Origin of the sequence: Streptomyces albipurpureus (assembly GCF_023701525.1) — a bacterium.
GTDB classification, from domain to species: Bacteria; Actinomycetota; Actinomycetes; order Streptomycetales; family Streptomycetaceae; genus Streptomyces; species Streptomyces albipurpureus.
The window spans coordinates 190,274-209,311 of record NZ_JAMQAW010000007.1 but is presented as its reverse complement, the minus strand read 5'-3'; the positions used below and the strand labels follow the sequence as shown (position 1 = coordinate 209,311).

General features: G+C 69.0%; 18 protein-coding genes. 9 read left to right on the top strand and 9 right to left on the bottom strand.

What is annotated here, in order from left to right; all coding sequences use genetic code 11:
* The first annotated feature begins 6 nt into the window (after positions 1-6).
* Entirely contained in the window at positions 7-993 is a 987-nt protein-coding gene (locus NBG84_RS08030) for a condensation domain-containing protein (protein ID WP_250918596.1), read from the top strand.
* Positions 990-1,805, top strand: a complete 816-nt coding sequence (locus tag NBG84_RS08025; RefSeq protein WP_250918595.1) for an alpha/beta fold hydrolase — start codon at positions 990-992, stop codon at positions 1,803-1,805. Before NBG84_RS08030 ends, NBG84_RS08025 begins: the two co-directional genes overlap by 4 nt.
* 128 nt (positions 1,806-1,933) lie before the next feature.
* On the opposite strand, the gene NBG84_RS08020 is transcribed toward NBG84_RS08025, so the two are convergent.
* The 4 genes from NBG84_RS08020 to NBG84_RS08005 all read right to left on the bottom strand — a co-directional run bounded on the left by NBG84_RS08020 (position 1,934) and on the right by NBG84_RS08005 (position 4,808).
* The gene (locus NBG84_RS08020) at positions 1,934-2,470 is read right to left on the bottom strand and encodes an EF-hand domain-containing protein (protein WP_250918594.1); all 537 of its coding nucleotides are present in this window, start codon (positions 2,468-2,470) and stop codon (positions 1,934-1,936) included.
* Positions 2,471-2,755: 285 nt separating this feature from the next.
* A complete protein-coding gene (locus NBG84_RS08015; RefSeq protein ID WP_250918593.1) occupies positions 2,756-3,763 on the bottom strand; it encodes a PP2C family protein-serine/threonine phosphatase in 1,008 nt (335 codons plus the stop codon).
* Positions 3,756-4,055, bottom strand: coding sequence for a DegT/DnrJ/EryC1/StrS family aminotransferase (locus tag NBG84_RS08010; protein WP_250918793.1), 300 nt, complete (start codon positions 4,053-4,055; stop codon positions 3,756-3,758). The genes NBG84_RS08015 and NBG84_RS08010 overlap by 8 nt, the downstream gene beginning before the upstream one ends.
* Before the next feature lie 279 nt (positions 4,056-4,334).
* Positions 4,335-4,808, bottom strand: coding sequence for an NUDIX hydrolase (locus tag NBG84_RS08005; protein ID WP_250918592.1), 474 nt, complete (start codon positions 4,806-4,808; stop codon positions 4,335-4,337).
* Positions 4,809-5,298: 490 nt separating this feature from the next.
* Here NBG84_RS08005 and NBG84_RS08000 point away from each other — a divergent pair, with 490 nt between their 5' ends.
* Positions 5,299-6,456 (top strand): N(5)-(carboxyethyl)ornithine synthase, encoded by a 1,158-nt coding sequence (locus NBG84_RS08000; protein WP_250918591.1) that lies wholly within the window; start codon positions 5,299-5,301, stop codon positions 6,454-6,456.
* Between the two features lie 745 nt (positions 6,457-7,201).
* Here the strand turns inward: NBG84_RS08000 and NBG84_RS07995 are convergent.
* Positions 7,202-8,065, bottom strand: a complete 864-nt coding sequence (locus NBG84_RS07995) for a PhzF family phenazine biosynthesis isomerase (protein ID WP_250918590.1) — start codon at positions 8,063-8,065, stop codon at positions 7,202-7,204.
* A 122-nt stretch (positions 8,066-8,187) separates the two neighbouring features.
* Here NBG84_RS07995 and NBG84_RS41490 point away from each other — a divergent pair, with 122 nt between their 5' ends.
* On the top strand, positions 8,188-8,310 hold the full coding sequence (locus NBG84_RS41490; protein WP_425608589.1) for a LacI family DNA-binding transcriptional regulator: 123 nt from the start codon (positions 8,188-8,190) through the stop codon (positions 8,308-8,310).
* A gap of 207 nt (positions 8,311-8,517) precedes the next feature.
* The gene (locus tag NBG84_RS07990; RefSeq protein ID WP_250918589.1) at positions 8,518-9,474 is read left to right on the top strand and encodes a GlxA family transcriptional regulator; all 957 of its coding nucleotides are present in this window, start codon (positions 8,518-8,520) and stop codon (positions 9,472-9,474) included.
* Positions 9,475-9,801: 327 nt separating this feature from the next.
* Here the strand turns inward: NBG84_RS07990 and NBG84_RS07985 are convergent, their stop codons facing one another.
* On the bottom strand, positions 9,802-10,788 hold the full coding sequence (locus NBG84_RS07985; RefSeq protein WP_250918588.1) for a helix-turn-helix transcriptional regulator: 987 nt from the start codon (positions 10,786-10,788) through the stop codon (positions 9,802-9,804).
* Positions 10,789-10,851: 63 nt separating this feature from the next.
* Here NBG84_RS07985 and NBG84_RS07980 point away from each other — a divergent pair, with 63 nt between their 5' ends.
* Together NBG84_RS07980 and gap are read left to right on the top strand one after the other, a co-directional pair.
* Positions 10,852-11,238, top strand: coding sequence for a VOC family protein (locus NBG84_RS07980; protein WP_250918587.1), 387 nt, complete (start codon positions 10,852-10,854; stop codon positions 11,236-11,238).
* Between the two features lie 604 nt (positions 11,239-11,842).
* Positions 11,843-12,841 carry a type I glyceraldehyde-3-phosphate dehydrogenase gene (gene gap, locus NBG84_RS07975; protein ID WP_250918586.1) on the top strand — a complete coding sequence of 333 codons (999 nt, stop codon included), beginning with the start codon at positions 11,843-11,845 and terminating at the stop codon, positions 12,839-12,841.
* An 815-nt stretch (positions 12,842-13,656) separates the two neighbouring features.
* Here the strand turns inward: gap and NBG84_RS07970 are convergent.
* On the bottom strand, positions 13,657-14,532 hold the full coding sequence (locus tag NBG84_RS07970; protein WP_250918585.1) for a hypothetical protein: 876 nt from the start codon (positions 14,530-14,532) through the stop codon (positions 13,657-13,659).
* A gap of 1,032 nt (positions 14,533-15,564) precedes the next feature.
* Between NBG84_RS07970 and NBG84_RS07965 the strand changes: the two genes are divergently transcribed.
* Both NBG84_RS07965 and NBG84_RS07960 read left to right on the top strand, forming a co-directional pair.
* The gene (locus NBG84_RS07965; RefSeq protein ID WP_250918584.1) at positions 15,565-17,097 is read left to right on the top strand and encodes an alpha/beta hydrolase; all 1,533 of its coding nucleotides are present in this window, start codon (positions 15,565-15,567) and stop codon (positions 17,095-17,097) included.
* A 545-nt stretch (positions 17,098-17,642) separates the two neighbouring features.
* The gene (locus NBG84_RS07960; RefSeq protein WP_250918583.1) at positions 17,643-17,987 is read left to right on the top strand and encodes a hypothetical protein; all 345 of its coding nucleotides are present in this window, start codon (positions 17,643-17,645) and stop codon (positions 17,985-17,987) included.
* A gap of 41 nt (positions 17,988-18,028) precedes the next feature.
* Here the strand turns inward: NBG84_RS07960 and NBG84_RS07955 are convergent, their stop codons facing one another.
* Both NBG84_RS07955 and NBG84_RS07950 read right to left on the bottom strand, forming a co-directional pair.
* Positions 18,029-18,493, bottom strand: a complete 465-nt coding sequence (locus NBG84_RS07955) for an SRPBCC family protein (protein ID WP_250918582.1) — start codon at positions 18,491-18,493, stop codon at positions 18,029-18,031.
* Positions 18,494-18,795: 302 nt separating this feature from the next.
* A partial coding sequence (locus NBG84_RS07950) for a tectonin domain-containing protein (protein ID WP_308312030.1) occupies positions 18,796-19,038 on the bottom strand: 243 nt, incomplete at its 5' end.

Here is a 19,038-nt window from a genome sequence, read left to right as displayed (position 1 = left end):
CCGCCCATGAACGACCGATCGTCAGCGAGAGGTGAGGAACACCCGGTGGCCCCCAGCGGCAAGCAGGACATCGCCCACGTCCTGGCACTCGGCCCCCTCCAACGGGGGCTGTACTCACTCAACAGGATGCTCCACAGCGCACCGGCGCGCCCACCTGGCCACGCCGAGCAGCCCGATACCGGCGGCCCGGCGGACATCTACGCCATCGCCGTACTGACCGACTTCCATGGACCACTGGACACCGAGCGGCTGCGGCGCGCCCTCACCGAGGTGCTGGCCCGTCACCCCCAGCTGCTCGCCCGGTTCTGGGACGAGGGGCTGCCGCATCCCGTGCAGCTGGTCCCGGCGGTCGCGGACTTCCCCTGGCGGGAGGTGGAGATGACCGCCCAGGAGTTCCAGGCCTATGTGCGCACCGCCCAGTACCAGCCGTTCGACCTCGCCGAAGGGCCCCCGCTGCGGGCCACCCTGGCCGCGCTGGGCCCCGATCACCACCGGCTGCTGGTCGTCTTCCACCACATCGTGCTCGATGGATGGTCGGTACCCCTGTTCTGGCGCGAGCTCGCGGACCGCTATCAGGGGGACGGTTGCGAGCCCGTTCTGCCCTCACCCGCCTACCCCGAGTACATCGGATGGCTGCAACGGCGGGACCGGCAGGGTTCATTGCGGCGATGGCGGGAGATGCTATCGGGGGTGGACGAGCCGACGGTGGTGGCGAGTACGGCGCCACCCGGCGAGCCCTGGACGCTGGTGGTCGATGACGCGCTGCGGGAGGTCTTCCCCCAGGACAGCGAACCGGACGCCGCCCAGCCGTATCCGCTGGAGTTGGTGTGCGCCGTCCATCCGGGGGTGGATGGCCCGGTGGTGGAGGCGCTGTGGCGATACGAGCCCGGTATCTGCGATGCGGGGGACATCCATGAGCTGGCGGCTCTCTGGCGCGGGGCGCTTGACGCGCTCGCCGTGGCAGTCGCGGAAGACGAAGGGAAAGACGCATGACAGGGTCCATCGAGCTGGGGGGAATCACCCTCTCGTACGAGGAGTTCGGCAGCGGAGAGCCGGTCGTACTGGTCATGGGGGCGGGCTCACCGGGTCGGGTGTGGCGCGCCCATCAGGTGCCCGCGCTGGTGGCGGCGGGGCTGCGGGTCATTATCTTCGATGCCCGCGGGGTGGGCGGTAGTTCCCCCTGCCCGCAGGGATTCACCCTGGACGATCTCACCGACGATCTGGCCGGCCTGGTGCAGAAGGTGGCCCAGGGCCCCGCCCATGTGGTGGGAACCTCCCTCGGCGCCCGGGTGGCGCAACATCTCGCGCTGACCCGTCCCGATCTGGTGAACCGACTGGCCCTCCTGGCGACCCGTGGGCGCACGGACGCGGCGCTCTCGGCGTTCTCCCGTGCTCAGATCGCCCTCCACGACCACGGAGTCATCCTCCCCGAGGAGGTCCGGGCGGCGTTGGGCGCACTGGCGAATCTGTCCCCCGCCAGCCTGCGGGAGGAGATCGAGGCCGAGGACTGGCTGGCCATCCTGGGCATGGCGCCACCGACGCCTTCGGCCGGGGTCCGGGCGCAGTTCGCCGCTGCGCTCACCGGATTCCCCCCGAGCGTGTCCGCGTTCGCCGCGATCACCGCGCCGACCCTGGTGCTCTCGTTCGCCGACGACCGGCTCTCCCCACCGCACCTGGGGAGGGAGATGGCCGAGGTCATTCCAGGTGCGCGAGCAGAGGTACTGCCGGACACCGGGCACTTCGGATACCTGGAACGCCCCGCGGAGGTGAACCGGCTCCTCGTGGAGTTCCTGACAGGAGCTTGAGAGCCATGGGTGCGGTTGCCATGGCACTCAAGCCGCTGGCAACCGCGCCCTTCAGGGTGCCCTGTCCGCGCGAACTGGTGGCCGGCCGCTACGCGCTCCGCCCAGTGCCGCTGCGGGCGACCCAGGCGCTAGGAGGTCGTGCTCGGGACGAGGCGGTCGCCGGCGATGCCGGCCTTTTCGGGGTGGTAGTAGTCCCGGATACCGTCCGCCCAGGTGGTGACGGGGATCCGGTCGCCGTCCACCGGACCGAAGGCTTCGAACAGTTCACCGATGTTGTGCGGTGCGAACCCGATGGCGGTCAGCAGCGCGAGGAAGTCGGGCCGGGTGACGAATCCGTCGCGGTCCGGATCGCCCATCGCGGCCAGGGCGTTCGCGAACGCGTCGACGGTTGCGTCGAATCGCCGCGGATCGAGCACGACGGCGGTGAACTCCTGCGGGCTGATCCGTCCGTCACCGTCGGCGTCCAGCTCGGTCACCAGCGTGTCACCGTACCGTCGGAAGGCGGAGAGCAGTGCCTGCCCGGCCTCCGCGTCGGCGGCCGGAAGAGCCGCGACCGTCCGGCGGGCCATCAGGTCGAAGTCGGCCGGCTCAAGGAAGCCGTTGCCGTCGGCGTCGAAGAGGGAGAACACGAGCTGCGCGCGGGCGGTGGCCTCGTTGGTGGGCATGGGGTGACACCTTTGCTTTCCGGGGGTGTGGAGTCCGCCGGGGACAGGCCCCCGGTGATGGACCCACTATCCGGGCGGCCGCGGGTCCCGGTCAGACGAAGTCCGGCTAGTGCACACCATCGGAGGCAAACCGCCGGCGCAGCGCATAACACGGCCCATGACGGGGAAAGTCGTCGTGCTCCCGGGGCCCGGACGCGTGCGGCGGATACCACATGATGTGCGGCGGGTGACCGCGCCGACCAGCCCGGCGAAGCCGCCGCGCTCCATCCACCTCGTACCGATGGTTCAGGTGACGGTGATGGCGAGTGTGGCCATGTCGTCGTCGCGGGGGCCGCCGGTCCAGCGGTGGATGCCGTTGGCGAGTTCGTCGAGTACGGCGGTGGGTGTGGTGGGTTCGGTGGTGAGGAGATGGAGGTCGGTGACGGGGTCGTAGAAGGTTCCGTGGTGGTTTCGGGCCTCGGTGACGCCGTCGGTGACGAAGAGCAGGACGTCGCCGGGGAAGAGGGGGAAGTGGTCGGCCTCCGCGCGTTGGGCGGTGAGGTCTCCCATCCCCAGGGGGAGGTCGGGCGTGGTGGCGGTCAGTGCGGTGATGCGGCCGCCGCGGATGAGGTAGGGGTCGGGATGGCCCCGGTTGATCACCTGGAGGGTGCGGCTGCGGTGGTCGATCTCGGCGATGAGGGCGGTGGTGAACTCCTCGACCTGGTCATCGTGCGGGTGCTGGGCGCTGTCGCGTTCGAGGGCGTGTTCCAGCCTGAGGGCGAGTTCACCGATGTCGGGCAGGTAGTGGGCCGACTCGCGGAACGCTCCGATCAGGGTGGACGTGGCGGACACCGCTCCGAGTCCTTTGCCGCGTACGTCTCCGATCAGGATGCGGACTCCGTAGGGGGTGTCCTGGATGGCGTAGGCGTCGCCACCGATTCGTGCTTCGGCGTCCGCGGCTTCGTATCGGGCTGCCACCCCGAGCGACATGATGTGCGGGGGCGGGGTGGGCAGGACCGCGCGCTGCATGGTTTCGGCCACGGACCGGGCCGCGGCCAGGTGTCTGTCGTGGCGGGCGAGCATCCGGTTCAGGTCCAGGCCGATGAGAGCGGCCAGCAGGACGTTGAGGACCTCTGCCCAGCCCATGGGAGAACTCAGCAGCCCCAGATGCCAGTCCACCAGCACGGTGGCACCGAGCGCGAACACTCCGACGCACAGCGCACCACGGAACGTCAGGGTCGCGCCTGCCAGGACACACGCGGTGGCGATCAGGGGCACGCCCGTATAGGGGACCGGGGTCGTCGCATCACCCACGGCCGCAACGGTGATCAGGGCGAGCGGAAACCACCGTGCGGAGGGCCACCGAACGGTGAGACGATCCATCATCCCCCGGGTCCCCCGTGCAAGTCGACGTCGGGTGCGCTCCCAGTCCTAACCGGACCGGTCCGCGGCTAAACCACGATCCGGCCGTTGCACGCTGAAGCAGCCGAGACGGCCCATGGGTTCCGGCTGGGCGCCCGAGCCACTCGGTGCCGTGTGTCTGAGCCGCGTCCTCCACGACGGTGATGCCGTGCGGCGAGCAGGTTTCCACCAGGGGCCGGGGCATCCGCACTGGCACACGCCCAGTGCACCGCCGTCAACGCATTCGCGCCGATCCCGAGATCGAGGTGCTCCGGTCCGACACACCCCGTACCCGGGTCCATGTCGACGAGTACGGGCACCAGACCGGCGCGAAGCACCGCGCCGGCCACCCGGATGAGTGCGGGAACCAGGACCACATGCCTGCTGACCACCGCCGTGACCAGGAGGGCCTCCCGGCGGCCAGGGTGTCGACGTCGGTCCCTCCACCGGCACCCGTTGGACCTCGCGAGTAGGCGGATTCGCCTCAGTGCTGGATCAGGCCGCCGACCGGGACGGGAGCAACGCGGCCGGGTGCCGGAAGGGTCCGGGCCAGGGCGAGGCCGATGTCGACCAGGGATGATCGGCGCAGGCCAGGGACGTCGGGGAGCGGAGTCCAGACCGACTCGGTGACTTCGCCGTTCGGTTCGGGCCGCAGACGGCCACCGGTGATCCGGATTTGATAGAAGATACCGACGTTCTGATGGTCTGACCCGCCGGGGACGGTGCGCTCCGCCGCGGGGATGATCCTTGAGTCCACGCCGAGGATGCGTTCGACCACCGCGTCAAGGCCGGTCTCCTCGGCGACCTCCCGGATCACCGTATCGAACGGATCCTCCGCCTGCTCGACCCTGCCGCCCGGAAGGGTCCAGTTGATCTCGCCCTTCCGCGCCGTATGACAGGCGAGCAGCACCCGCCCGTCCTCGATGCACACTCCGTACGCCGCCAGCCGGAAACTCATCTCCCTACCTCCCCCAGCGGACGCTATCTCAAGATCAAAGATCTGTGCACCGCTGGCCTCGCGGGCCCGGCACGGGGACTTTCCGGTCCGGTTTGTCGGTGACCTGTCCGCGCGCTGCGATCGACTTCCCCTTCGACGGGTTCTTGATCTTGATTTCTCCCTCGGGCGCGGTGGTTCGTCCAGCCAGGAAGCAAGGCCGCCCCGGAGGGGAGGCCTGGTTCGGGACCGCGCGGCGCGCCGGCCATCCCGAGTTGGTACGCGCCGCTCACAGCAGAGAAGGTGAAACGAAATGATCTCCCGAGCCGCCGTGCTAGGAGACCGACCTGCGGAATCTCCCAGCTCACATGAGCGCCAGCCGCTCCGGGGCCGGGACGGGGGGTACGGTGGCGCTACCGAGCGCACCTCGCACGCCGTTATCCGTTTCGGCGTCGCCCTCGGGGAACGGCAATGCCCGAGCGCCTTGCGCCCGGTCGGAAATGAGCCGCCCCAAATGAGTCTGATGAGTCTGGGAGTACTCGCCTCCTCCAACAAGGAGAACGAGTTCCGGCTGCCGCTGCACCCCCGCCACCTCGACCGGATCGCCCCGGACGTACGCGAGAGAATCTTCCTCGAACAGGGCTACGGCCGACGTTTCGGCGTCGCCGACGACACTCTTCGACCACTCGTCGGGGGCCTGCGCTCCCGTGAGCGGCTCCTCGCCGAGAGCGACGTCGTGGTACTGCCGAAACCGATGCACGACGACATCGCCGAGTTGCGCGAGGGCCAGGTGCTGTGGGGGTGGCCGCACTGTGTGCAGGACGAGAAGATGACCCAGATCGCCATCGACCGACGGCTGACCCTGATTGCCTGGGAAGCCATGAACCACTGGACCTCCACGGGTGCGTTTAGCGTCCATGTGTTCCACAAGAACAACGAGCTCGCCGGCTACTGCTCGGTGCTGCACGCCCTGCAACTCGGCGGGTTGACCGGCAGCTACGGGCGCCGGCTGCGCGCGGCCGTCATAAGCTTCGGCGCCACGGCGCGCGGAGCGGTCACGGGACTGGGAGCCATGGGGGTTTCCGACGTCACGGTGCTCACCCAGCGTGCCGCCGCGGCGGTGGCCTCGCCGATGCCCTCGGTCGTGATGGGGCATTTCGAGGAGCAGGAGGACGATCCGACCCGTCTGCGGGTATCCACCCCGGCCGGTTCCGTGCCGATGGCGGAGTACCTGGCCGGGTTCGACATCATCGTCAACTGCGTCCTTCAGGACACCGACGCGCCGCTCATGTTCGTCAGCAACGAGGACCTCCCTCTGTTCCGGCCGGGGACCTTCTTCGTCGACGTCGCCTGCGACGAGGGCATGGGCTTCGGATGGGCCCGCCCGACCACCTTCGGCGAGCCCATGCACACGGTGGGGTCAGGCTGCCACTACTACGCGGTGGACCACAGCCCGTCCCACCTGTGGAACTCCGCCACCTGGGAAATCAGTGAAGCGCTCCTTCCGTACCTGCGCACGGTCATGAGCGGACCCAGGGCATGGGACACCGATGTCACGGTCAGCAAGGCCATCGAGATCCGCGACGGCGTCATCCAGAACCCGAAGATCCTCTCCTTCCAGCACCGGTCAGCCGCCTATCCCCACGCTCCCGAGCCTCGGCGACCCCGCTGAGCTCAGCGGCCATGTTGAGACCGGGCGGTGTGAGGAGCTGATTCGGTCCACCAGCGCGACACACCCGAACCGGTGGCGAACCTCGGACCCGGGTCACGGGTAGGGCGTCTGCGCTCAGCCCCGATGGGGATGGTCCGTCCCGGTGTCGCGCGGGGACGAGGCCCCGGACCGGCCTTCAGGTGCTCGCGGCCGTCGCGGCCACCCCGGCTCAGGGGGGTGCGATGGAAGTCCAGATCCGAAGGAGTGGAAGCCCCTCAAGGGCCGAGGACGCTCCCTGCGGAGCGGGCTGCACACTCCGAGCTCATGCGGCAGGGCGTGAGCGACGAGGACGCTTGCCGAATCATCGGGATCAACCCGATGACCGGCACGCTCTTGCGCGACGGCCGCGGGTCAGTCGGCCGTCCTAGCTCCGAACTCGACGGTTGCCCGGGCGAAACGCCCGGCTGGGAGACCCCAGCCGAGCGTTTCGCCCCACCCCCTCACGGCCTGAACGGCCGACGACGTGTCGCGACGATCCCTGAAGATCCCCATGAAGAGGCTGGGCCCTTCCGGAGACGATCGGTCTGGTGTTCAAGGCTGATCTGGTGTTCCAGAACTCGGCTTCACTCCCGCGAGGCGGCGCGTGCGCGGTCCAGCGACAGCATGAGGGACGGTCAGGGCCGGGGCGCTGCACCACGGTAGACGACCCCGCACGGTGGAGCCCGCCCCGATGACCGCCCAGATCCGAGTGGCTCCTTGGCCGCGATCACTCGGCGATCGGTACACCATGGCCGGTGACCCGCACCCGAGCGTCCTGCGGATCCACCTCGATGATCAGGTCGCTCGGCCTCCCCATGTCCTCGCCTTGGCGGATCGCGATCACACCCGCCGTGTTCACCAGGTTGAGCGTACGCAAGTAGCCTCCGAACGCGGCGGCCGCTGCTCCGGTGGCCGGGTCCTCGATGACTCCGCCGATGGGAAACGGGTCCCGGGCGTGAAAGCGGTCGTCGCTTTCGCGCCAGACCAGGTGGACCGTCGTCCAGCCGTAGACCCGCATGACACCGGCGAGTGCCTCGAAGTCGTAGTCGAGGTCGGCCAGTCGGGCACGGGAGCCGGCCGCGAGCACCAAGTGATCGTTGCCAGCGAAGGCAACGTGCGGTGGCAACGCCGGGTCGAGGTCGCCCCTTTCCCAACCCAGGGCTGACAGCGTGGCATCCACCTCGGCGTCCTGCGCCGGAGCGGATCGGGTGGGGACGCTGGTGAGCGTCGCCCGCACAGCGCCGCCCCCGTCTGCTCCGGTCTCGACCCTGATCTCGCCAGCAGCCGTGTCGAAGACCAAGTGACCGGGGCCGATGCGCTCGGCGAGTGCCACCGACACGGCGATGGTGGCGTGACCGCAGAAGGCGACTTCGGCGAGGGGGCTGAAGTAGCGCAGTGTGAAACGGCGTTGCCGCTGGTCCAGGGCGGTGACGAACACGGTCTCGGAGTATCCGACCGCGGCGGCGATCGCCAGCATCTCCTGCTCGTCGAGTTGTGCGGCATCGAGGACGACGCCGGCCGGATTTCCCCCGTCGGGGTGGGACGTGAACGCCGCGTAGCGCAGGACATCGGTAGCTGTCGGGAAAGCCATGCGGTCACACTCCCGCCATCACGGAGTTGATGCAAACGATGGTTGTTGACGACACCGGTCCATCGGATCTGGACCCGGGCCGCCGGAGGGTTGCGTAGACCGGCTGATCACGGAGAGTCAGGATGTCTGAGCAGGCTGGTCGCCCGGAGCACCCATCGGCGACGAGCTACGAGGTCGCCCGGCGGGCAGGTGTCGGGATCGCGACGGTCTCGCGGGCGTTGCGGACACCGCCCCCAGTTCCGTAGCCGTCCCCCATGTCCGCCGCACCGAGCCCGGCAATCCCAAGGCCGGGGGAGAGGTATGTCGGAGCCCCCTCCAGTGCGCCGGCCGCGGCTCCTACCGCCCGACCCTCCTACCTGCCCCGCATACGCAACCGGGCTGCTGTGCCGGAAGTACTGGCCACGGCGAACGGCGTTCCCGTCTGCTCCGTACCCCCGCGTATCCTCTTCCCCGTGCCCGCCCCATCGCCGCATCACGTCACCGTCCTTGTGCTTGAGGGTGCGAAACCCCTCGATGTCGGTATTCCCGCGCAGGTGTTCACGAACCGCGCGAGCATGCCGTACGAGGTACGGGTGTGTGGCGCGGCGCCCGGTCTCGTGACCGGCGGCGACGGCCTGTCGTATGACGTCGCCCACGGTCTCGACGCACTCGCGTGGGCTGACACGGTGTTCGTCCCCGGCTACCGGTACCCGGACCGGGACGACCCACCGCAGGCCGTCATCGACGCACTGATCGCCGCCCATGACCGGGGCGCGCGGCTCGCCGCCATCTCGACGGGCGCCTTCGCGCTTGCCGCCACCGGCCTGCTCGATGGCAAGCGCGCTACGACGCACTGGCACTACACACGGGCTCTGGCGGCGAAGCGTCCGCTGGTCCAGGTCGACGAGAACGTCCTGTTCGTCGACGAGGGCAGCGTGCTGACGTCGGCCGGTGCTGCCTCGGGCATTGACCTGTGCCTGCATATTCTGCGCGGTGATCTGGGGGTGTCCGCGTCGAACCACGCGGCCCGGCGCCTGGTCGCCGCCCCCTACCGCAGCGGTGGTCAGGCGCAGTACGTGCCGCGCAGCGTGCCCGAGACACTCGGTGAGCGCTTCGCCGCCACCCGGGAGTGGGTGCTGCACCGGCTCGGCGAACCCCTCACCCTTGAAGTGCTCGCCAGGCACGCACAGGTGTCGCCGCGCACGTTCTCGCGGCGCTTTGTCGAGGACACGGGGTACACACCGATGCAATGGGTCATGCGCGCCCGCATCGACGTCGCCCGCGAGCTACTCGAACGTTCGCAACGAGGCGTCGAGCAGATCGCCGCCGATGTCGGTCTCGGCACCGGCGCGAATCTCCGGCTGCACTTCAAGCGCATCCTCGACACCACACCGAGTGAGTACCGTCGTACCTTCGCGCAAGGTGACTAGGAACCCGCGCGTGATGGTTGCGTCCGTGACCCGTGGAGGCAGGTCGGATTCGAGCGGTCACGCGTTTGCTGGCGCTCTGCCGGCTTCCGGGGAGCTCGTGCCCGTACGGCGAAACGGGTGGATGGAGTCGTTGCGGGCCCGGTTCGCTGTGCTCGTGCCGGAACGGCTGGCCTGTGACCTGGGCGGCCCTCCGGGGTGCCACTGCCGGCGGGTCCCAGACCGGATCGTGTTCGACAAAGGGCTGAAGGCCCTGTGGGTCGGCCGGTTCATCTCCGGCGAGTGTGGTGACACCGGTTGAGGCTCAGGCCTCAGGTCCCGGCGCGACGCCTAGGGTGAGGACTGGCCGTCCTCGTTGTCCTCGTCGCCCTCGTTGTCCTCGAACAGTTCCCGGGTACGGCGCAGCAGAGCCTCCCGGACGTCGTTCGGGGAGAGGACCCGTAGTGGGGTGCCCAGGCCCAGGAGGTACCGGGCGAGCTGATCGGAGTCGTTGGCGCCGATCTCGACGATGGTGGCATCGGGTCCGTCCGGGTGATGGGTGCCGATCGTCGGTGGCACCAGCCGCAGTGCTTGGTCCATGGGGTGCGGGAGCCGGACTCTCCCGTAAAGGGGGTACACGACGCTCGCGATGCCGTGGGAGACAAGGAGGGCCGGGTCGGGCGGGTCGATGAGTTCGACCGGCTGTCCGGTCGACCGTACCTGTGCTACCCGGTCGGCCCGGAACGTCCGCCATTGGTCCCGGGCCACGTCCCGGGCGACGAAATACCAGCGCAGGCCCGTGTGCACCAGACGGTAGGGGTCGACGTCGCGGACGCTGTCCTTGCCTGCGTGGTCGCGGTACGACAGACGGGTGCGCTCACCGCGGCGACAGGCCGCGGCCAGTTCCAGCAGTAGGTCGGGGGAGATCTGAGGCCCCTCGGGCCTGGGGGTGTGGACGAAGGTGGCGTCCATCTTGCCCAGCCGGTCCGCGATCCTGGCCGGCAGGACCTGCCGCAGTTTCAGCAGCGCTGACACCGCTGCCTGGTCGCTGCCGAGGATGCCGCTGAGCGCGGCCTCGCGCAGGGCGACGGCCACGGCGAGTGCCTCCTCGTCGTCGAGGACCAGCGGCGGCACCCGGGTACCGCCGCCGAGGCGGTAGCCGCCCCAGGGCCCGGGGTCGGACTCGATGCCGTAGCCGAGTTCCCGCAGCCGGGCGACGTCCCGCCGCACCGTCCGTTCGGTGACCGCCGTCCGCTCGGCCAGCTCGCGGCAGGTCCAGGTCGGTCGTGTGGACAGCAGCGAGACCAGTCGCAGCAGGCGGGCGGAAGTGCTGATCACATCCCCCAGTGTTCCTCATGACCAGGACCGTATCTGTCCTGGTCTCGTCCTAGTCTCCCGCTCATGAGTACTGGAACCGCAACCGCACCGACGATCCGTCTGCTGTCCGTCGACTTCGACTGCCCCGACCCCGCCGAACTGTCCCGCTTCTACGGCGAGGCCCTCGGCCTGCCCGTCGTCTACTCCAGCGACGACTTCGTCCTGCTCGGCCGAGAGGGTTCACCGGGACTGGGTTTCATCCGGGTCGCCGACTACCGGCGTCCGACCTGGCCGGACCCCTCCCAGGGGAAGCAGGCACACATGGAACTGGGGGTCGACGACCTGGAGGCGGCTCAGGCACGGATGCTGGCCCTGGGCGCCGTGGAGCCCTCGGCTCAACCACACCCCGAGCAGCGGAGGGTCCTGCTGGACCCCGCGGGCCACCCATTCTGCATCTCCACCCAGGCTTGAACGCCATCGGCCGACGATGAGGACGACCACGGACCCGCAGGACTCATGAGGTTGTGATGGGCCGTGGGACTTCCCCAGCCGGGAGATCTGCCTGATCAGCCAGGACCGAGCCGAGCGGACCGCGCATTCCCGTTGCCGCTCGGCGCGGTGGCCTTCACCGCGGACCGGCAGGCTGGTGGAGCGGATCAGCCGGGAGACGGTGCTGCCGGTCCGCTGCTGACCAGGATATCCGCGCCGCAGGCACGCCTCGGGGCGTCCGCCGGGTGGAGGCGGGCTCCCGGCGTGTGCTGGCGTTGCTGTCAGGGGCAGCGACGGGCCCGCCGCTGAAGCAGTGAGCGCGGCGAACCGGACCCACAAAGGCTCTACCAGCCAGGCCGGGAGCACAGGCACCAGCCCTCCATGGGATCACAGAGCGCCAACAACCCCCGTGATCATGTGAACCAGCCCGGCCTCCACACCCACGGCAGCCGACACCGTCTTGGTCACGGGGGTTCCAACCCGCTGCCATCGCCTGGCGCGATCCTTTCGGACCATGGCGATCACGCCGCTGTCACCGGCTGACACCGCGCGAGAACCTGAGGGCAACCCCGAAGGGACACCACTCATGACTCGTATCGCCATCAATGGATTCGGCCGTATCGGACGCAATGTGCTGCGCGCACTACTCGAACGTGACAGTGACCTCGAAGTGGTCGCCGTCAACGACCTCACACAGCCCGCCGCTCTCGCCCGGCTGCTCGCCTTCGACACGGCGGCGGGCAGGCTGGGCCGCCCCGTGAGGACCGACGGAAACGACCTCGTCGTCGACGGCCGTCGCATCACCGTGCTCGCCGAGCGCGAACCGGTTCAACTGCCATGGGCCGAACTCGGCGTTGACATCGTGCTGGAGGCCACCGGCCGCTTCACTTCCGCCACCGCCGCCCGCGCCCACATCGCCGCGGGTGCGCAGAGGGTACTCATCAGCGCGCCAGCGGACGGCGCGGATGTCACACTCGCGTTCGGCGTCAACAACGACGCCTACGACCCGGCCGCGCACACGATCGTGTCGAACGCCTCGTGCACGACCAACGCGCTGGCGCCACTGGCCGCGGTGCTCGACGACCTTGCTGGCATCGAGCACGGCTTTATGACCACAGTGCACGCCTACACGCAGGAGCAGAACCTTCAGGACGGTCCGCACCGCGACGCCCGCCGCGCTCGCGCGGCCGCCGTCAACATCGTGCCGACCACCACAGGCGCAGCCAAGGCGATCGGCCTCGTGCTGCCGAGGCTCGACGGCAAGCTGTCGGGCGACTCGATCCGCGTGCCGGTGCCGGTGGGATCGATCGTCGAACTGAACACGACCGTCGCTCGTGAGGTGACGCGTGAGGACGTGCTGGCGGCATATCGCGCCGCGGCCCGTGGGCCGCTCGCCGGCGTACTCGAATACTCGGACGACCCGCTCGTATCGTCCGACATCACGGGCAATCCAGCCTCGTCGATCTTCGATTCGGCGCTCACCCGCGTCGACGGACGTCACGTCAAGGTGGTCGCCTGGTACGACAACGAGTGGGGCTTCTCGCACCGCGTGATCGACACGCTTGAACTCCTCGCCGCCAGCTGATGGGAAACGGGGCGTGACCGCGCCCACCGCCAGCTCGGTCGTCTTGCCCCGGGCAGAGTCCCCCGCGGGGGTCGGGTTTCGCACAGGGTGTTCCAGGTGTCTCGGGTCCGATCGAGGCGCTGTTCGTCCTGTGCGCGTAGCTCGGCCTCAGGCGGCGGACCCTCCTGTCTGATGGTCATTTCGCCCGACCACCAGCCCGGATTCGCCCAGGAGGAGGATTGGCCCGCACTCGCCGAGGCGCCGGGCGGCGTCGCCCCTCCCGAGGTGTCACGCGATCCTGCGCGCCACTGCCGCCTTCGCCTCGCCACCCACTTGAGATGCCCCGCCCATGCTCGTGGAACATGTGCCGACGGACTCTGCCGTCACTCGCGGAGCTGATCCGCAGCCAGCCAGCCCGACCTACCATTCGTCCCTTACGAGGGAGGCCGCGCCTCCTGGACGTGCCCTGCGGCGGCCAGGTCGCGGAGCTGATCGGCAGTCCCGATGGATTCGAGCCTCCTCCTCTCTCCTCCTCGTGCAGACATCACAACGCCCGGTGACCGATGGGCAACACCGCCGTGCCCCACAGTCGGCAGCAGATGAGCGAACCGCACAGGCACTTGTGTGCGAGCCATAGCAGGGCACCCGTCAGCCTGCCCCGCTGACGGGTGCCGTTCGACCTGTCGCGTGCCGCCGCGCTGCCCTGCATCGCCTCCCGGGGGAGTGCGCCTCTTTCGCCTGCGACTCGGCTTGGCGAAAGGCGCCACCCGCAGCGAGAGCGACGGGTGTCACCTCCTCCCATCGGGATCAGCCTCACCGCGCGAAGAAAGGTGCGGCTACTTCTCCGGGGCCGTCTGCCACACGGTGTAGGTGTTGTTGCCGAGTTGGAAGTTGACCGTGCCGAACCTGCCCTCGCTGGTCAGGAGGCAGTAGTGGCCCCATGGCACGGTGTACGCCGGGATGTCTTCGACCCAGTCGCCCGGCTTCACCGTGAGACAGTCGGCCAGCGACGGCCGCTTGCCCATCTCCGCGATTCGGGCGCCGTTGACCGCGCTCGTGGCGAACCCGACACGAAGGTCTCCCTTCTTGCTCTTGCCCGACCTCTTGCCATGGTCGAAGTCGAACTCACGTCCGTTCTTGAGGGCCAGGCTGATGAAGAAGGTGCCCGTTCTCCGTACGGGTTCCGTGTCGCTGTCCATCAGGGCCACGACCGTACTGTCCGTGAGAGCTTCGATGACGATCAAGTTCCTCCCGGGCTCCAGGGATTGCGAGGTCCGGCCATTGGTGTACACGAACAACTTCTTCCCGCCGTCGACCTGATACACCTCTGCTTCGGTCCTGCCCTTGACCTCTCGCTTGATGACGAACTTCCACAGGGAGTCGTTGGGCGCGGGGATCGGCTCGCCGCCTGAAGCTGCCGGCGAGGCGGGTATCCGAGGCTTCGCGTTCTTGGGTTTCGCACCGAGTAGCCGGGCCAGTTCAGCTGCGGTGCGCGGACTGGCAACCGGTGTCACTTTGAACCTGGGCGACTGGCGGATCACCGGAGCACTGCCCTGCTGGGAAATGATGCGGGCGACGCCCACGGCGGTCTTGGCCCCGACGACGACCGTCCGCGCGCCTGCGCATGCGGTCAGCGCTAGGGCCGTGAGGAGCGCGAAGACCACTGCGGCGACGACTCGGCCGTTTCGAGGCGAAAGGTTGGTCGATCTCATAACTCCTCCTGGAGATCAAGGCACCGAGATGGATGGAGAGAGTGGCCGTTCCGGCCCTTGAAGGAGTGCCAGCACGTTCTGCTCAACTGGAGACCGGTGGCTGTCGATGTGACCGGACCTCTGGGGCTGGCCTTTACGGGTAATGTGCGTTGCCGGTTCACTGTGAACTCTCGGGATCGTGTCCAGGCATCGACTGCCGTGGCCACGACCAGCCCGGCTGACGCCGCCCCACGTCTCATCGGATCTGGCTCGGTCCTCCTCGTGGACGATGTCGCTTCCGCAGCCGGCACCGCTTACCGGCACCGACTGGGTACCCGGCCGAGATGGGGACAATCCGATGGATGCCCCTGGAAAGTGCCTCCGGGTGGAGTCCGCCCATGGGCGTAGGCGCCCCACTGCCGCCTGGTCATCAAGAACGGCACCGGCCACCATCGAGGCCGGCTCCTGAGTGACGCCCCGACCGCCCGAGCTCGTGGTTGCGGCGCACCGTCGCCGGCCGGTTCCCGCACCGCGGCCGGGCCGGGGACGACTGTGTCCACGAGGTACTGAAGATCGCGTGGGTAAGTGGTGCCGCCCCGTCGGCCGCCATCCAGCGACCCCCGTGCTCACACCCTCCGCAGCCCGTCGCTCCCCACGCATGCGAAGCCACTGGAGCTCACCACCGGGGATGCCGTCTGCTCCCCACCCGCATCCTCGCTTGCGGCGATCCAGTCGCCGACTACGGCGGGGACCAACGCCCGGCGCTGTCGGTGTGGTGAACAGGGATCTGGCGCCGAACAACGGTAGTGGGGAGGAGTGCCTCAGGATTCGCGGAATGAACGAGGAGAAGCCAGGGCCCGGGCCCCGGCCCGCCCACCTTCGCCAGCCTCTCCAGGGAAACCCTCCGCGCCCGCATGGCATCCGCACAGTACAAGGCGGCCGCCCGGCCGGTGCGCCGGTTCTGCCCTTGAAGTCCCCCTTCCGGGAACGCTGTTACGTATCCATCATGTGTCCATCAAGGTGCCACCATGCGGGGCCGCGACGATGCCTCGGGTGAATACGAGCATGCGCAAGATCCCGATCCCGAAGCCGCAGTCGAGCACCAAGCCGAACCCGAATCCGCGTACCGGGGTGCGGCGGCTTCTCTCCGCCTTCCTCGCCCTGTCCGCCGCCTCCGCCGCCGCCCTGACCGTACCCGGTACGGCGGTCGCCCAGGACCCGTCCGCAGCCACGGCTACCCCGCTGCTCACCTGGGTTCCCTGCAAGGCCACTCCGCCCTTCCCCGAACCCACTTCGAAGGCGCAGTGCGCGACGGTCGAAGTGCCTGTGGACTGGTCGAAGCCGAAAGGCCCGAAGATGGGCATCGCCGTCGCCCGCCACCGAGCCACCGCCCCCGGGCAGCGGATCGGTGTCCTGGTCACGAACCCAGGCGGGCCGGGTACGCCCGGTGTTGATGCGGCGATGTACGCGGATGACCCGGCCCTGGGCTCCTACTCCCCGAACTTGCTGAAGCACTTCGACATCATCGGCTTCGACCCGCGCGGCGTCGGCGCCAGCCGGAGCGCCGACTGCGACGAGACGATCCTTGAATCGATCCCGACCCGCCCCCGCGACGCGGCCGAGTTCGATCGGATGCGCACCCTCAACGGGCGCCTCGCGGCGAGCTGTCTCGCACGGATGGGCCCGCTCGCCAGCAATATGGACACCGAGAGCGTGGCCCGCGACATGGACGCCATCCGCGTAGCCCTCGGCGAGCGGAAGATCAGCTTCCTTGGCCACTCGTACGGCACATCCGTCGGCGAGCGCTACGCGCGCATGTTCCCCGGCAACCTCCGCGCGCTGGCGCTCGACAGCGCGATGGACCCGGACCGGCCGGATGCCGAGCGCTACCTCAGGGAAGGCAGCGTCACCGTCGACAACTCGCTGAAGCGGTTGGCGGCCTGGTGCGCGAAGGACACCTCCTGTGCTCTGAAGGGCCAGGACCTGATGGCCGTCATCAAGAACCTCTTCGCCCGCGCCGACGCCGGCACGCTCCGTGAGCCGGGCCCGGACGGGCCGACGCGGAACAAGGTCGACGCGGATCAGCTGACCAACTTCCTCTCCTTCGACATCCGCAACTGGAACCCGGAAACCACGGCCGGAAGACTGGCCGCACTGCACACCGGTAAGGGCGAGGTCTACCTGGACAACCTCAGTGGCGACCTCTACGGACGGCTTGTGCTGTGCCGTGACGAGAGCTTGCGGATCCGCGACTACGCCGAGTACCGGGCCATCCGCGAGCGGGTCACCAAAGCCGCCCCCATCGTCCGCTACAACTCACAGACCCTCGACTACATCCTCGCCTGCCAGGGTTGGCCCATGCCGACCAAGCCCCGCCCCGCCCAGGCGCCGGGCGCCCTCCCGCCTGTCCTCGTGGTCAACGCCACCCACGACATGGCGACCCCCCTACCGGGTGCACGACGCATGGCACGCGCCTTCCCGAAGGCGACCCTGCTCACCCTGGACGTCGTGGGTCACTGGCTCTACGGCGACGGCCGCCAGGCGAAACAGGCGATCGACGACTACCTGGTCGGCCGGAAGCGCTAAACCGGGACAGCGGGCCGACGGCGCGGCGCCGTGCCGCGCCGTCGGACACCCGGAAGGCGGGTGTGTACTCGTGCGGATACCGCTGAGGCCCTCCACAGCCATCTGTCGGCAGCTCCGACGACTATCCGCCCCAGCGGCCACCGTGCCGCAGGGCCGAACACCGGTGGCGGCCCACCGTCCGGATCGGGCTGGCGAGTGGGCCCCGGTCCGCACCTTGCGATCCGCGTCATGCTTGCTTGGTGCTGGAGGACGGTGGTGGCGATGCGCCGTGCGAGCTGGAGTCCCTGGCCTGGTCGGCGTTCTCTGCCAGCGGGCGCCTGCCCCTCTCGCCTCCCTCACACCGCAACGGCTCCACCGGAGCCAGCTGGCCCGGCCTCTCGTCACCCTGGTACATCGCGCGGCGACGGCGGTGGCTTTTGGAGCGATGACGGCGACCGCGCCGTACGCGGCGTGTCGTTGGGAGCCCCTACCGAGGTCGCGAATCCGGAACGAGCGATCACCCGCGCTGATATCCGCCCCGCTTCACGGCTGTGCTCCAATGAGGCATGTCCCATGAACTGCGGGCGGGCGCCCCGCTCTCCGCCGCCTCCGATCAGGGCTGGCGCCTCGGCGCCTGGTTCGGGCTGCTCTTCCTCTGCCCAGTTGCCGCGGTCTCCTGGCTGTTCGTCTTCGACACCTGTGCGAAGCAGGTCTGCTGGCCCCAGTCTGCCTTTCTGCTGGACCTTGCCCGGTGGTCGTGGTGGCTGGCGCTGACGACCGCCGCCGCCGGGGTCTTCGTCCCACGGTCGTCCCCCCGGTCCCGGCTGCTGCGCCCGGCGATGGTAGTGGTCTGTCTGACCTCGGTGGTGACGGCAATGGTGGCCCTCCTCTTCACGGCTCACCCGGGGTGAGCGGCAGGGGCGGCCTCGGGGAGCCCGTAGACGTACGGGAGTCAGGATCCGGCAGCGGAGGCGTGGCGGTCCAACTCGGTGGCCAGTCGGTGCATGACCGTGCGGTTGGCGCGCCGCATCGCGGCTCGGACGACGGGTGCCAGCAGGCGGTCAGCGAGCGGGGCGCGCTCCCAGGCGTAGGTGAAGGACACCTGGCTTCCGCCGGTCGGCAGCGGTTCGATGGCGTAGGTGCCGGTTGCCAGGCGCTGGCCGGCCGCGCTGATGTTCCGTTCGACGATATGCCGCGGCGGGTCGACCTCGACGACCTCGATGGTGACGTCGTTCTTCGTGCCGCCCAGCGAGGCTGTGACCGTGGCGCGCGATCCGATGCCGCGGCCGGGGCCGCTGTAGTGCCATTCGGTCAGATAGTGGTTGGTGAACCGCTCGTGGTGGGCCATGACATCAAGGAAGTCATAGACTTGCTCGGGTGTCTGCGGTACGTCGATCGACACGGTGACAGACCTCATACGCCACACGGTACATAGGGTGTGAGCCAATCAACCGGCCTCTTTCGGCCTGATCGGCGGCTTTCACCCGGCCCGGCGCGCGACACCCGGACGCTCTGGAGCGCGGCCAGTATCTACTTCGCCACCCCACCGAGGTGGCGATGTGACGTGGACTCCGCGTTCGTCGTCGTTCACTAGCTGCTGCGTTCTCCTGCATACGTCGTTTCCCGTGCGGGCTACCGCGTCGTGAAACGGTCCCCGGGCCGATAGCCCGGGGACCCGTCTCCGTCGCACAAGCCGTTGAGCGATGAGGTGGTTCTTGCTCAGCTGGGCTGGTCTCCGGTGTAGCGGTAGATGCCGCCGCCGGAGTTGACGCACCACACCGTGCCGTCGGACGCGGCACCGATGTCCACCGCGGCCCCGGGGATTCCGACCCAGGGGTTGGCGTCGTGGTTGGTGTAGCGGTAGATCTGGTCCGAGGAGTTGATCCCCCACACAGTCGTCCGGGATCCGGCGGTGATGCGGGTCAGTCCGCCGGAGACGGGTACCCAGTCGGTCGAGCCCTG

Bases quoted from the DNA above. Each gene is read 5' to 3' on its own strand.
- NBG84_RS08030 (WP_250918596.1), top strand. From the start codon at position 7: ATGAACGACCGATCGTCAGCGAGAGGTGAGGAACACCCGGTGGCCCCC.
- NBG84_RS08025 (WP_250918595.1), top strand. From the start codon at position 990: ATGACAGGGTCCATCGAGCTGGGGGGAATCACCCTCTCGTACGAGGAG.
- NBG84_RS08020 (WP_250918594.1), bottom strand. From the start codon at position 2,470: ATGCCCACCAACGAGGCCACCGCCCGCGCGCAGCTCGTGTTCTCCCTC.
- NBG84_RS08010 (WP_250918793.1), bottom strand. From the start codon at position 4,055: ATGCCCCGGCCCCTGGTGGAAACCTGCTCGCCGCACGGCATCACCGTC.
- NBG84_RS08005 (WP_250918592.1), bottom strand. From the start codon at position 4,808: ATGAGTTTCCGGCTGGCGGCGTACGGAGTGTGCATCGAGGACGGGCGG.
- NBG84_RS08000 (WP_250918591.1), top strand. From the start codon at position 5,299: ATGAGTCTGATGAGTCTGGGAGTACTCGCCTCCTCCAACAAGGAGAAC.
- NBG84_RS07995 (WP_250918590.1), bottom strand. From the start codon at position 8,065: ATGGCTTTCCCGACAGCTACCGATGTCCTGCGCTACGCGGCGTTCACG.
- NBG84_RS41490 (WP_425608589.1), top strand. From the start codon at position 8,188: ATGTCTGAGCAGGCTGGTCGCCCGGAGCACCCATCGGCGACGAGCTAC.
- NBG84_RS07980 (WP_250918587.1), top strand. From the start codon at position 10,852: ATGAGTACTGGAACCGCAACCGCACCGACGATCCGTCTGCTGTCCGTC.
- gap (WP_250918586.1), top strand. From the start codon at position 11,843: ATGACTCGTATCGCCATCAATGGATTCGGCCGTATCGGACGCAATGTG.
- NBG84_RS07970 (WP_250918585.1), bottom strand. From the start codon at position 14,532: ATGAGATCGACCAACCTTTCGCCTCGAAACGGCCGAGTCGTCGCCGCA.
- NBG84_RS07960 (WP_250918583.1), top strand. From the start codon at position 17,643: ATGTCCCATGAACTGCGGGCGGGCGCCCCGCTCTCCGCCGCCTCCGAT.
- NBG84_RS07955 (WP_250918582.1), bottom strand. From the start codon at position 18,493: ATGAGGTCTGTCACCGTGTCGATCGACGTACCGCAGACACCCGAGCAA.